Genomic DNA, 12,612 nt, shown 5'->3' on the forward strand with positions numbered 1-12,612 from the left:
AAGGAATGCTAACGGTTACGAATGAATTTTTTGAAGCCTGCAAAGACAAAGAGCGCGAGGTATTTTCTCGCGTAATTATTAACGATAAAACTACTTATCTAAAGGATAAAATCAAGAAAATAGATTATTCCATGGGAGTACTAGGTGGCGAAAGCTTTCAGCTTGGGTCGACACAATCGGCAACAGTAAAGATTGTATTCTCAGAAATTATCGAAGGTCTAAAGGAATTAGATGAGGTAAAAATAGAAATAGGATTCAAGATCAGAGGAACAGGCTTGCCATCTAATATTAACCATGTATCTAAAGTTGATAGAGCGAAAGTGGGAAGGGCTAGGTTAGTTAGCTATGTTCCCGATAGGTATGAATTTGTTTCTTTAGGAAATTTCTATATCTCTGGTCGAGTCGATCCAGATAGAAATGAAAAAACTACAACTGTTGAAGCCAGAGATGGCTTTATTTTTTTGGAAGAAAACTATGAGTCATTGTTGAAATATCCAGCAAAACTGGCTGATGTGGCACTAGAAATAGCAAACAAAAGTGGATCAGTTATTGATCCTGTATCGTTTAATCATCTGAGCAATTACACAATAAATAAACCGATAGGATACACATACAGGCAAGCAATTGGTTTGATTGGACAATTCGAAGGCGGTTTTGTTTGTTTTGATAGAGAAGGAAAATTATCTATTCGGACATTATCAGATCCAAACTTCAAAATTGATCCTAATGAGTACTTTTTAAAAGGACTTACTAAAAGTGAATTACTTTATCAACCCAGAGGCATATCTTGTAAAGTGATTAATCAAACTGATGAATCTAATAATGAGGCAACAGTTCTTCAGTCCGGTTCAACAAGTGGAGCACAGATTTCTTTGGAAAATAATGTGATGACACAAATCCTATTGGATGATATTTTCCAGAAAATAAGATACATCAATTTTTATCCGATCACTTTGAAGTGGCGCGGAAATCCTGCTCTTGAAGTTGGAGACTGGGTAACCATGACGGATAGAGAAGGAAACCGATTTAAGTCACCAGTTCTTAATTACGCAATGACTTTTGATGGTGGTTTTAGTTCAACTGTTAGTGCTGACACTAAAGCCTATTCAGCTAACGTGTCATCATTCAAAGGACCGCTACAGCAAAAACTTGATGAAATCGATTATAGGATTGATGCTGCTGGCAAGAACAATGTTTATGAAGGAACTGAAGAACCAAAAAATCCCAAAGAGGGAGATATTTGGTTTAAAAAGAACGGACCTGATGATGAAATATGGGTTTATAAACAAACATCACCTGGAGTATTCGAATGGGTAATGACGACCTCCACCGCTTTAGAGGAAAGTATTAAGGAGCAAATTGAGAATTCTACTCCAAAAGACGAAATAGTTAAGACCATTAATCTGAGTGACGAGATGGATGGTAAAGAGTGGCTGAAAATTAAAGGAGCAAAGTTATGGCTAACTAACGAGACGAAGATTGACAAAGCCATAATCACATCGGCAATGATTGGATCAGTTGATGCCGGAACTATTAGCGTCGGTACTCTAGATGCTTCTAAAATAAGAGTCATCAATCTTGATGCTTCGTCCATATCTACGGGAACGCTGAATGCTATAACGATTAAAGGTGCGACTATAACAGGATCAAAAATCACGTCAACAGGTACGGATTACAATATGACTTTAGATAACGGAGCTATTCGGTGGAACAGAAATTCTGATGGAAAAAAAGTATTCGAAATATATAGTGCGATCAGAAATCAAAATGAAGGTGTCATGTACTTCACAGTTGAAGATGGCGGAACCTTCAATTTGAAAAGTAATAAACTGGGTAGGAATTTTATTACTGCATATGGTTCAACTAGTACTATGCAATTAAACTTTGACTTGGATAAATTAAGTCTTTATTCATCAACTGGGAATACGTTAAGTTTCAGTGTTGAACGAACTGGTTTTTCTTATAGTACGAACGACAACGGAACATATAGAAATTTGTATTTACGTAACAATGCGTTCAGAGCTGATATAGGAGGCAATCAGTATCTGTATTTAACGAATACGGGATTTTCTATAAATGCTACGGGCATAATGAGTTTTATTACTAGTAACACAATTCAACTGAGAGGCACAACAACAAGAATGATGAGCGATGCTTCAGTTGACAAATCATTTTATGTATATGGTACAAAAAGCTCCATTGTAAGGACTGAAAATTATGGTGAACGTTTGTTATATGCTTATGAAACACCGGAATATTTATTTGCGACGTATGGTAAGGCGATAACTAACGAAGATGGTTATGCAGAAATAAGTATCGAAAACATGTTTTTGGAAGCAATCAATACTGATTCAAGAAACTATCATGTTTTTGTATCCCCATATGAAAATGCAAATGTTCATGCATGCTATTTAGAGCGTGATCGTTTCATGGTTAAGTCTGACAAACCCAACATAGAATTTAGTTGGCAAATAGTAGCTTATAGAAAAGGATACGAAGAATTTTATTTGGAAACTCCATCCAGCAATAACGAAAAAGCACCAAATTTGCTTCAATATCCAATAAGCATTACTGACATGACAGAGAAAAACTCTAATCAAATATTAAATTACGAGAAGGTGAATTAAATGAATGAGAATGGTTTTGAAGTAAATGCGGAAAGCGTTATTGATCAATTATTAAAAAGACTGTCTCAAGTAGAGCTTGAAAATGCTTCGTTAAAGGTAGCTTTGGAACAAGTTCAAAACAATAAACAAAAAGTTACAAAAGAAGGTGAGTAAATGGCTTACGAAAAACAAATTTGGATTCCTTATGATGACAATAAAACAGAGGAACAAAATATTCAAGACGGTGCAGTAGTTACTGCCGAAAGAATGAATCATTTGGAGACAGGGCTAGATGAACATGAGAGTGACAAAGAGAATCCGCATAAGGTCACAGCAGAGCAAACAGGTGCCTACACACAAACCCAAGCAAATGAAAGATACATGCGCAAGAATGCAACAAATTACGGCTCTGGTGACTGGGACACTTACACAGAAGTTGGAACGTTTGGAGTTACCAATTTCACAGGGGCTAATGCACCAGCTACAGGTCTTGGAACAGGTACTTTACTTGTACAAGCCTTTGGTGGGGGTGGTACGGGAAGAACTCAATTGTTTATGAATAACGCTAGGTTTTACTTTAGACGTTACAACGGTCAAGTTTGGGAAACATGGCAACGTATCTATACTAGTAATGATGTTAACGACAACTTTATGCAAGTATACACTACAGCTATTGTCGCTCAGGATTGGAACACATTAACTAGTTCAGGTACGTACAGCGTAGAGAATTCAACGGGGGCCAACAAACCAACTACAGGTAACGCTTGGGGCCAGTTGTTAGTACAGAACAAAGGTAATGCTACTAATAACACAACTCAGTTATTCATTGGTGATACTGACATTTATTTCAGACGTAAGTCAGGCGCTACTACTTGGGGAGCATGGCAAAAACCAACACCTGTTATAGCTACAAGCGCTGAGGTATCAGCAGGAACGAATAATACTAAGATGATTACACCAAAAGCGTTAGCCGACTCTAATCAAGCTACTACAGATGATGTGGCAAACTTAATCAAAGCTGAACAGTTACGAAAAGGTAGTCAATTTGTGTGGGGAGAAAATAGACAACTGTCAGACCCAAACCCAAACTTAGGCAGTTTTGGTATTTCAGATAACAACCAATATTCGGGTGTTCCTGACGTAGTAGACCCGTATTTTACTATTGATAGTAACGGGCTTGCCGTAATTAAAAAGGCAGGTACGTATAAGGTTACAGCCAACATTAAACGTCAATTTAGAACAGAAACATCCCTATGGCATTATGTAGCGTTAAATCAGCTAAATGCAGACGGTTCAGTTAAGACTAAATGGGACTGGGCGCCGCTTGGTGGTACTATCCGTAATAGGAATAGAACTCCATCCCAGTTGATTATTACACTAGAGGTAGGTCAGAAGTTACAGCCGTGGAGTGAGTCTAGTGTATCCAACTCAGGAGGAACTTCTAGCCCGTTACAATTCTTAAATGTTGACCAATTTGGATTAGAAAGATTAGGTGACTAAATTAATCACTAAGCACACTCGAAAGTGTGCTTTTTATATTGAGAGAGGGTGAAGTATGAATTTCGAGTTATTACTTTCGTTTTTGAGTATTGGCGGCACACTAATCGGTACATTTGCAGGCATAGTCTTTTCCAACAAGTTGACAATTTATCGTATTGACAAATTAGAGGAAAAGGTTGAGAAACATAATAATCTAATTGAGAGAACTTATAAGCTCGAAGGGCGAATGAATGAAGCGGAACATGATATCAGAGACATGAAGGGAGGTGGTGCAGATGCAAAATAAGACATTTGAAATATTGAAATGGGGAGCTTTGATCGTAATACCGGCTTTGGCTACATTTGTTGGCGTAGTTGGCAAAGCGATTAATTGGGAGTACACAGATATCACAGTGATAATCATCACAGCGATCGGAACTTTCTTAGGCACGGTACTTGGCGTATCTAATCGAACATTTAAGATGTTTTCGTCAGATGATGAATAGGAGGAACTATATGAAAAAGAAAATTTTACTTGGAGCCGTTGCGGCTCTTTTTTTGTTGCTGATTTTCCCGGTGAATGTAGATGCTGCCAAGGGTGATTTTGGGACAGATGTCGCCATTTATCAAGGAGCAAACGGTCGGTTTGGTTATGCTCATGATAAATTTACAATTGCACAGATTGGTGGTTATAACGCCGGAGGGTTGTATAATCAGTGGACCTATGAAAGCCAAGTGAATTATGCTTTGAGTCAAGGGAAACGAGCGCATACTTATATTTGGTATGACACATATGGTAGTATGTCAATCGCTAAGACTACGATGGATTATTTTTTGCCAAAAGTGAAAACGCCGCGAGGTTCGATTGTTGCATTGGACTTTGAGCATGGAGCGAGTTCAAATAAACAAGCAAACACTGATACAATCCTATATGGAATGAGGCGGATTCGCGATGCTGGGTACACACCGATGTATTATTCTTACAAACCATTCACGCTGCAGTATGTGAACTATCAGCAAATCTTAGCCGAGTTTCCTGATAGTTTATGGATGGCTGCTTATCCAAACTACAATGTAACTCCAAGTCCTGTATGGTCGGTATTTCCAAGTATGGACGGAGTAGCAATCTATCAGTTCACTAGTACGTATGTTGCCGGAGGATTGGACGGAAATATTGATTTAACAGGAATCACTGACAACGGATATACGACTTTACCTGATCCAAATCCAAGCGAAGTAACGGACATATACAGAGCTGGACAGAATTATTCTGTAATGGAAGTTGCTAATGATAAAGGCCATGTAGATGGATTTGGTGCTGTTAACGGTAAAATTAAGGCTGAAGGTTGGAGCACACGAACTAAAAAGTATCAATACGCATATATTTTAGATCGCACGAATGGAAAAGAATTGAAGCGGATCAAGTTAAAAGACTTGCCGCGCGCTGATGCTGCAAAAGTATATAGCCGGAATGATGTTGCAGGTTTCAATATCGAATTCAATCAGAAGGATGTTTCTGGTCATTCGATCATTATCATGATTCGGAGTACAAACGATCCAGACGGCGATGTAAAGAATGGTTTCAGTGATTTGACTGAAACACGTTGGTATCTAGACGTATAGGCATTATCTCTTATCAGAAGATAATACTAAGGCTGATCCATTCATTTGTGATCAGCCTTCTTTATTAAAATCAATGAGATAAAAATAGTGCTTTTCTCTCCGATAGATGGTATAGTGTTTTAGTAATCGATTTTGAAATGTGATATGGACTGTATGTATTTTAAAGTATTGAACTCCTTTTACTATCAACAATTAATTGCAAAAAAACACGTACTTTGATACGTATCAGGAGGAAACATACATGAATAACGGTACAGTAAAATGGTTTAACGCAGATAAAGGTTTTGGATTTATTACAGGTGAAGATGGCAATGATGTATTTGCTCATTTCTCAGCTATCCAAGGCGACGGCTTCAAAACTTTAGAAGAAGGTCAAGCAGTGACTTTCGATGTTGAAGAAGGCCAACGTGGACCTCAAGCTACAAACATTCAAAAAGCTTAATAAAAATTAGTTGAATTATCTACCGTCTCCTCCTAGGGGCGGTTTTTTTGTACCCTTAGCTCAGTTGGTTAGAGCAGACGGCTCATAACCGTCCGGTCGTAGGTTCGAGTCCTACAGGGTACATAAAAAGACTACCTATTACGGTAGTCTTTGCTTTCATATTATAGAAGCTTTATCAAGATATCAATTAAGAGAATTGTAATTAAGATCCAAAGTGTGATCCTTTTCCATAACGGAGTTTTCCCGCGAAAAATTGTAATGTCTTCATGTATCTTCTTTCGAATCTTCTTAATTTTCCTATCCGTCATGTTAGTCACCTTGATCGCGTTTTCTATATCTTATCAAATAGAGTAACTAGGTTGCAATAGGATGATTGATTAAAAGGTGTAACACTTATTTTAACAACTCTGTTTTCTTCGCTTCAAATTCTTCTTCTGTTAGAATTCCTAGGTCAAAAAGTTCTTTCAACTTTTTTAAATCTTCAAAGTTCGCAAGCGCACTATCTGTAGGTTCAGCTGATTCATTACAACTGATAATATAGTTGAATCCTTCCATAGTAGATTTAGCTAGAAGATTATGTTGGCTATACATAGCGCTAGATTTATCTAGTTTCAAAGCGAGTACAGATATAGTGTGAGTTGCACGCTTATTATTTTTCACTGTAAAAAGAATTTGAATACTAGAACAATAATCTTTGTCTGCTTTTTTAACCTTTGAAAGTCCACCAATGGTAGCTCCAGCATTACCAAAAAACGAACCACCAAGGATCGCTCTTCCAGCATCAATTCCACCTTCAACAACCCTTTGATTATCCTGCACCAGTTCAAAACTAATTAAGTCTTCGAATTTAAAAACTTTTCTAGCTGCCTTAAATAGTTTATTCTCTTCATCGATTTTCATTAATCCAAACTTTGTAGTTGTGCTAAATTCTGCGTTCTCGGAATCCTTATTTTTCGAAAAAAGTCCCATAATATGCCCTCTTTCAATTGATATTTATTATATGATTATTCTAACATCTTAAGAAGTAAAATAAACTGATATTTTCTGAACTCAATCATTTTCAAGATTGTACTTATTTTCTATTCTAAACGTTATTCCAAAAGTTATACTACAATTTTGTTTCCATCCATCCTGAATCCGAAAATATCAATTGAATCGGAACCAATCCATATTTTTAGACTTTTTGATTTATTGTTCATAAGAGCTAAATAAAAATCTTTAATTTTCAAATCTGATTTCTTTGGTTCTCTAAATAGAACTAAGTTGCTTTTATTATCAACACGAATAGTAGTGATAGGCAGTAATTGTTTTTCAAACATTGAGTAAATACCTTCATACTCGTTACTAAAAACGTTAGTAGATAAAGCTGTTAATAGATCACTCGCTCTCATTTTATCAACTTCCTTAAAGGCAAAAATTTAATTGAAAATCCATTTGTCATCGCTTCTAAATTCATTCTTATAATTTCGGATATAGTAATTGTAGTGATGCTTGCTGTTCGATTTATTTAAATAAAAGACAAAACACTTTTCATCAATCTCGTAAATCGCATTTGGACCAAAATCCCAAAGAGATTCTTCTAATTCAGCAAAGGAAATATAACCTTGCTCATACTGCAAAATTAAGTTCATTCTAATCACTCCAATTATGCAGATTTAACTTTCAAGTTTTCAAAATCATTCATATCACGTTTTAAATACTCTCTAGCAAAATCTAGATCAAGAACCCATTTATCTATATCGTATTTTTCAATGATTAAGGGCATACGATCATGAATAGGAGATACGGTAGAATTTGGCTCTGTTGTCATGATAATAGACTCAGCGACATTTTCATGCATGCGATAGAAGCCAGCAACATACATAACTTTTCCGCCATCAGTAAAAAGAAACTTCTCTTTATCGGCGTTCCATTCATAGAATCCCGTCATGGGGAAAACGCAGCGCGATTCTCGAAAAGGTTTGCTGAAGGTTTTCTTTTCATCAACTGATTCGGCACGAGCGTTGATCATTAATTGTCCTTTTCTAAATCCTTCGAATCCCCATTTTGTAACTCCAGGAACAACTTCATTATTTTTATTTACACCTAATGTCAAAACGTTATTAGAAGGAAGTATCTCGCCTGTAGCAATTTCTTGCTGCTTATACTTTTCTTGTTTTTTTGCAACATCAGCTATGATTTGCCAGTATTCATCAATTTCTCCAGTAGTGGGATCAAAGAGATAACGTCCACACATTTTACTCACTCCTTTTTAAAAAGTCCGTGTTTTTCAAGATCGATGCCAATATACCGATAGACCTTGATTCTCGGATTCTCATCTATATGTCTTAAAGTAAAATAAAAAATATGATCTTGGCCATCTACACATTTATACCCAGGGATTTTAAAATACGTCAATTTTCGCCTATTCATTAAATACAAAAATTCATCTTGCAAAGCAAAAAGCGGAACATCAGTAAGTACATAATTCAAAAAGTCTTTTGTGAATCGTTCAGAATTCTCGGTGTGGTAATCAAATTCTAAGTCATCGGTATTGAGAGTCAAGAAAGCCGACTCCATTTTTCAGAACTCGATAGAGAAATATTGTTAATTGAATCTATCGAAACAATCTGAATTCCGGTTTCCACGGAAAGGTAAAGCTTATTTCCGTTATAACCTTCAACCACACCGGTAACATCCTCAAAAGCAAATCCTTCTGAATTGAGTTCACTTAACTGAATGATCACTGAATAGCGATACCTATATGCAGTATCTAGAATTCGTGAAATTTCAATCTCGCTCATTTTCTCTCGTCTATAATATATGGTGTTTCTAATCGTGTTGTCTTTTTCCATTTCGGAAGTATGCTCACTTAAGTAGAACCCCATCCATTTGGCCATCCCACGATCGTCATAGTTTCTGACAAACGGATCAGGATGATATGCCATAAACGCTTCGCCCATTAAAATCATCCTCTCAAATTTATAATCCATCTAAACCGCCAGCACCACCGTTGTGGCCACCTACCAAACCCGCGCGTTTTATGCTGCGACCAGATTCTAGTGTGGAACTTGCACGGACAATACTAACAAACCCATACTTTTCTCTGATCAGGTCCATAGCCTGATCTATTTTAATTCTCTTTTCTTGATCTGTCGGATCTTCAAATAGATTTAGTTGGTCACCACCGTCATATACTAGATCAGAGTAGGTGACACCAATATGACGGATAAAACCTCGTCCATCATAGAATTTATTAAATAGAAATAGAAGATGCTCCGTTAATTGGTTTGTATCATTAGTCGCGGTAACTTTCATCTGACGGCCAAATCCACGTTTCCCTTCATCTTTGCTATAACCAACGAAAATGTGAACGGTAGTAGTTTTCGCACCACGTCGTCGCAATCTGATGGCGACTTGCTCAGCCATTTCACGTATTAGAAGCGGCATTTCAAAACCTGCATAATCGCGTGGTAAGACTTGACTATTACCAATATTCTTCCCTTTTGGAACATAGGGATTTTGAAGTTTGGATCGATCGATACCATTTGCATGATGATAAAGTTGCATACCCATAATTCCGAATTTTTTATGTAGACGTTCAGGTGATGCATTTGCTAATTCTCTAATGGATCTAATATTCATATTTTCTAGGTTTCGTTTCATGCGGCTACCTATTCCCCAGAAGTCATCCATTTCTCCGATAGACCAGACTTTTGACGGAACATCTTCATAGTTCCAAAGTGCCCGCATGTTGTGATTTTTCTTTGCTTCATTATCAAGTGCCAATTTAGCAAGTAGAGGATTACTGTTAGACATTCCTACGGTGCTAAAAATACCAGTTGCTCTTAAAATATCTTGCTGGATATGTTGCGAAACAATATCTAGTTTTTGCGCACGATTTAAGCTTGGATCAGGCACAAAATAATTAAGAGAAGCCGTTAAATCAACAACCCCCTCGTCAATGCTGTACCACATGATATCTTCATCAGCAGCATATTTGCGCACAACATTTTGTATCTTCAAGTTTTCAGCTATGTAGTATCTCATGCGCGGCGGAGCAACGATCAAATCTTTGACGCGAGGGTTTTCCGCTTCGGTAGGGAGATCCCATTTGCGCGCCACGTTACGTACTCCTAGAACTTTCTTTGCCATTGGGCTGCTTGCTAATATTAGACCGCTTGTGTTGTCAGCAGTAGACATCACGATCAAAAGGTCACGGAGCGGATGTAGCCCACGCGATACTAACTCGCAGCTGGCATAAAAGACTTCATGTCGATGAAAGCATAATCGCGTCGAGGTTCAAGGTCGTAGTTGAAATTAATGTCATTCATAGTCAATCACTCCTCTCTTCACATTATACGAACGTTTGTTCGTTTTTGTAAAGCGAACAGTTTATTAAGAATATATACACAATATAAAGAATATTATTATTAAAAGGTCTGCTATAATAAAATTTGAGGTGAAATTAATGGAATCATATGAACAACAAATAACAGATTTGCGTGATCTAAAAAAATAAACCCCAGGTAGGGGTTTAAGCTCATAGTTATTTATCAACACCGGTCCATGATTTTAATGGTACCGATTTTGGTACCGTTAATGCGTAGTATCAATAACGATTAATTCATATTCATATGTGCTGATATCGGCTTTTGATTAGTTAATTTGGCTATTATGGGGCAATAATGGAAATTTGAGATTCCCACACATTCCCGCCAATATAACTTCAATAGCCGATGAACCTTGATTTAGATTTTTTCTAAGCAGGTGCATTGGCTTTTTATTTTAAGAAGAATGGTGGGCTCAAACGATGAAAGAATACAAATTTGACTCGAAAATTTATGCTTCGGACGTTGGTAAAGGTGGCGCCTATATTATTTTTCCATACGATATTCGCGAAGAATTTGGTAAGGGACGTGTCAAAGTTCAAGCGAAGTTTGATGGTGTGGAGTATCAAGGAAGTATCGTAAATATGGGTGTAAAGAATTCGGATGGCAGCATTTGTTATATTTTAGGAATTCGAAAAGATATTCGGAAAGAGATAAAGAAAGATATCGGTGAGATGGTTAGTGTGCGTGTTTACGCTATTGACTAGCCTTAGTGGGTCCGCTCAATGATCTTATTGAGGGCCATTTTTTATACAAGTATAGAAATTTCATATAAATAAATCGCTTAACAGCAGTGTCGTGTCCGGCTTCACGTACTAGCTGTATTACTCAAAAACTGAGCGAGTTCTTAGATGTATATCAAAGAAATCTGTATGGGAAATCAGTCAAACAGAAATATTTGTTCGGACATATATAGTAAGATTTTGCTATTTCTGTTAATCTGTATATAAAGAATAGTTGATAGAAAGGATAATGTATGAATATATCAAAATATCAAATGATCGCGGATGAATTGAAGTCTAAGATTCTTTCTGGTGAATATGAAGCAAATACAACGATCCCTCCGGAATTGCAGCTGCAAAAGGATTATCAGGTCAGCCGCCATACGATCCGTCAGGCGATCGCCTTATTGGCCAACGAAGGTTTTCTTCGGAAAGAAAAGGGCTCTGGGACATACGTGGATGTTAAGTATAAGCGAACAGAGAAGACTCATGCTGGTCTTAAGACAATCGGAGTTGTTACCACCTACTTATCGGATTACATTTTTCCCTCGATTATTCGTGGAATTGAAAAGACTTTGCGGGAACAGGGATATTCGCTTTTATTAGCCAGCACCAACAATGATTTTCAGCAGGAGAAAGAATGCCTTGAAAGTATGATCTCTCAAGGTGTGGCCGGCTTGATCGTCGAACCAACGAAAAGCAATCAATACAATCCGAATCTCGCGTTCTATGTTCGTTTGAGGGAACAGGGAATCCCCATGGTGATGATCAATGCGGTTTATGAAGAAATCAGTGCGCCATTTATTTGTGTAGACGATGTTGAGAGCGGCTTTTTGGCAACAGAGCACTTGATCAAAAAGAATCATCAGAAATTGATGCTGGTAACAAAAATAGATGACTTGCAGGGAAAATATCGAATGAAGGGCTTTATCAAGGCTTGCGAAAAATTCGGAATTCAATTTTCACCTGAGGATATTCTCACTTATGAGACAGAGACTAGAAAACAGATTTTTGATCACGTGATAATGCGTTTAGAGGCAGAACCTCAGCTTACTGGGGTCGTTTGCTATAATGATCAGATTGCCAGTAGTTTGGTGGATCGCTTAAGCGAAGCTGGAATAAAAGTGCCGACTGATATTTCGGTGATCGGAAACGATAATTCTGCTTTGAGTAAGATCGGCAGTGTGAAACTAACCACATTGAATCATCCGAAAGAACGATTAGGTCAGGATTCAGCGAATTGGATCATCGAGGCGATTGAAGAAGGTCGTGAACCAGCTAATATTCTTTATCAGCCGACGTTGATTGAGAGAGATTCAGTAAAACAATTATAGAAGGTGGCGCAGCCCATATGAATGGGCTGTTTTTTT

The 12,612-nt window shown here is 37.3% G+C and carries 15 protein-coding genes, 1 tRNA gene and 1 pseudogene; 10 read left to right on the forward strand and 7 right to left on the reverse strand.

Annotated elements, in window-relative coordinates:
• Window positions 1–5 precede the first annotated feature (5 nt).
• The 8 genes from IGI38_RS15720 (at window position 6) to IGI38_RS15755 (ending at window position 6,273) form a co-directional block, all read left to right on the forward strand.
• Window positions 6–2,627: a gp58-like family protein gene (locus tag IGI38_RS15720; protein WP_438732316.1), complete on the forward strand. Its 2,622-nt coding sequence runs from the start codon at window positions 6–8 to the stop codon at window positions 2,625–2,627.
• Entirely contained in the window at window positions 2,628–2,780 is a 153-nt protein-coding gene (locus tag IGI38_RS15725) for a hypothetical protein (protein WP_438732318.1), read from the forward strand. It abuts the gene before it with no gap.
• Window positions 2,781–4,106 (forward strand): pyocin knob domain-containing protein, encoded by a 1,326-nt coding sequence (locus tag IGI38_RS15730; protein WP_438732320.1) that lies wholly within the window; start codon window positions 2,781–2,783, stop codon window positions 4,104–4,106.
• 55 nt (window positions 4,107–4,161) lie between these two features.
• Window positions 4,162–4,392: a hypothetical protein gene (locus IGI38_RS15735; RefSeq protein ID WP_438732322.1), complete on the forward strand. Its 231-nt coding sequence runs from the start codon at window positions 4,162–4,164 to the stop codon at window positions 4,390–4,392.
• Window positions 4,382–4,591, forward strand: a complete 210-nt coding sequence (locus IGI38_RS15740; protein ID WP_438732324.1) for a phage holin — start codon at window positions 4,382–4,384, stop codon at window positions 4,589–4,591. The genes IGI38_RS15735 and IGI38_RS15740 overlap by 11 nt, the downstream gene beginning before the upstream one ends.
• A 10-nt stretch (window positions 4,592–4,601) precedes the next feature.
• A complete protein-coding gene (locus IGI38_RS15745) occupies window positions 4,602–5,708 on the forward strand; it encodes a GH25 family lysozyme (RefSeq protein WP_438732326.1) in 1,107 nt (368 codons plus the stop codon).
• Between the two features lie 241 nt (window positions 5,709–5,949).
• Entirely contained in the window at window positions 5,950–6,150 is a 201-nt protein-coding gene (locus tag IGI38_RS15750) for a cold-shock protein (RefSeq protein ID WP_090407834.1), read from the forward strand.
• Window positions 6,151–6,199: 49 nt separating this feature from the next.
• Window positions 6,200–6,273: transfer RNA gene (locus IGI38_RS15755), tRNA-Ile, on the forward strand.
• 270 nt (window positions 6,274–6,543) lie between these two features.
• Here IGI38_RS15755 and IGI38_RS15760 read toward each other — a convergent pair.
• The 7 genes and pseudogenes from IGI38_RS15760 to IGI38_RS15790 form a co-directional block, all read right to left on the reverse strand.
• Complete coding sequence (locus IGI38_RS15760) at window positions 6,544–7,119, reverse strand: SHOCT domain-containing protein (RefSeq protein WP_438732329.1); 576 nt, start codon at window positions 7,117–7,119, stop codon at window positions 6,544–6,546.
• A gap of 134 nt (window positions 7,120–7,253) precedes the next feature.
• Window positions 7,254–7,541 (reverse strand): hypothetical protein, encoded by a 288-nt coding sequence (locus IGI38_RS15765; RefSeq protein WP_438732331.1) that lies wholly within the window; start codon window positions 7,539–7,541, stop codon window positions 7,254–7,256.
• 27 nt (window positions 7,542–7,568) lie between these two features.
• Window positions 7,569–7,781, reverse strand: a complete 213-nt coding sequence (locus IGI38_RS15770; RefSeq protein WP_438732333.1) for a hypothetical protein — start codon at window positions 7,779–7,781, stop codon at window positions 7,569–7,571.
• A gap of 14 nt (window positions 7,782–7,795) precedes the next feature.
• The gene (locus tag IGI38_RS15775) at window positions 7,796–8,386 is read right to left on the reverse strand and encodes an SOS response-associated peptidase (RefSeq protein WP_438732335.1); all 591 of its coding nucleotides are present in this window, start codon (window positions 8,384–8,386) and stop codon (window positions 7,796–7,798) included.
• Window positions 8,387–8,391: 5 nt separating this feature from the next.
• Complete coding sequence (locus IGI38_RS15780; protein WP_438732337.1) at window positions 8,392–8,694, reverse strand: DUF5960 family protein; 303 nt, start codon at window positions 8,692–8,694, stop codon at window positions 8,392–8,394.
• Complete coding sequence (locus tag IGI38_RS15785; RefSeq protein WP_438732339.1) at window positions 8,691–9,122, reverse strand: hypothetical protein; 432 nt, start codon at window positions 9,120–9,122, stop codon at window positions 8,691–8,693. Before IGI38_RS15785 ends, IGI38_RS15780 begins: the two co-directional genes overlap by 4 nt.
• Window positions 9,112–10,463: pseudogene (locus IGI38_RS15790) on the reverse strand (Y-family DNA polymerase). The gene IGI38_RS15785 and the pseudogene IGI38_RS15790 overlap by 11 nt, the downstream one beginning before the upstream one ends.
• Before the next feature lie 479 nt (window positions 10,464–10,942).
• Here IGI38_RS15790 and IGI38_RS15795 point away from each other — a divergent pair.
• Window positions 10,943–11,227, forward strand: coding sequence for a DUF1905 domain-containing protein (locus IGI38_RS15795; protein ID WP_438732341.1), 285 nt, complete (start codon window positions 10,943–10,945; stop codon window positions 11,225–11,227).
• 275 nt (window positions 11,228–11,502) lie between these two features.
• Window positions 11,503–12,576 carry a GntR family transcriptional regulator gene (locus IGI38_RS15800; protein ID WP_438733390.1) on the forward strand — a complete coding sequence of 358 codons (1,074 nt, stop codon included), beginning with the start codon at window positions 11,503–11,505 and terminating at the stop codon, window positions 12,574–12,576.
• Window positions 12,577–12,612 lie beyond the last annotated feature (36 nt).

Source organism: Enterococcus sp. AZ128, assembly GCF_051714485.1.
Taxonomy (GTDB): Bacteria; Bacillota; Bacilli; order Lactobacillales; family Enterococcaceae; genus Enterococcus_A.

Bases quoted from the DNA above. Each gene is read 5' to 3' on its own strand.
- IGI38_RS15720 (WP_438732316.1), top strand. From the start codon at position 6: ATGCTAACGGTTACGAATGAATTTTTTGAAGCCTGCAAAGACAAAGAG.
- IGI38_RS15725 (WP_438732318.1), top strand. From the start codon at position 2,628: ATGAATGAGAATGGTTTTGAAGTAAATGCGGAAAGCGTTATTGATCAA.
- IGI38_RS15730 (WP_438732320.1), top strand. From the start codon at position 2,781: ATGGCTTACGAAAAACAAATTTGGATTCCTTATGATGACAATAAAACA.
- IGI38_RS15735 (WP_438732322.1), top strand. From the start codon at position 4,162: ATGAATTTCGAGTTATTACTTTCGTTTTTGAGTATTGGCGGCACACTA.
- IGI38_RS15740 (WP_438732324.1), top strand. From the start codon at position 4,382: ATGCAAAATAAGACATTTGAAATATTGAAATGGGGAGCTTTGATCGTA.
- IGI38_RS15745 (WP_438732326.1), top strand. From the start codon at position 4,602: ATGAAAAAGAAAATTTTACTTGGAGCCGTTGCGGCTCTTTTTTTGTTG.
- IGI38_RS15750 (WP_090407834.1), top strand. From the start codon at position 5,950: ATGAATAACGGTACAGTAAAATGGTTTAACGCAGATAAAGGTTTTGGA.
- IGI38_RS15760 (WP_438732329.1), bottom strand. From the start codon at position 7,119: ATGGGACTTTTTTCGAAAAATAAGGATTCCGAGAACGCAGAATTTAGC.
- IGI38_RS15765 (WP_438732331.1), bottom strand. From the start codon at position 7,541: ATGAGAGCGAGTGATCTATTAACAGCTTTATCTACTAACGTTTTTAGT.
- IGI38_RS15770 (WP_438732333.1), bottom strand. From the start codon at position 7,781: ATGAACTTAATTTTGCAGTATGAGCAAGGTTATATTTCCTTTGCTGAA.
- IGI38_RS15775 (WP_438732335.1), bottom strand. From the start codon at position 8,386: ATGTGTGGACGTTATCTCTTTGATCCCACTACTGGAGAAATTGATGAA.
- IGI38_RS15785 (WP_438732339.1), bottom strand. From the start codon at position 9,122: ATGGATTATAAATTTGAGAGGATGATTTTAATGGGCGAAGCGTTTATG.
- IGI38_RS15795 (WP_438732341.1), top strand. From the start codon at position 10,943: ATGAAAGAATACAAATTTGACTCGAAAATTTATGCTTCGGACGTTGGT.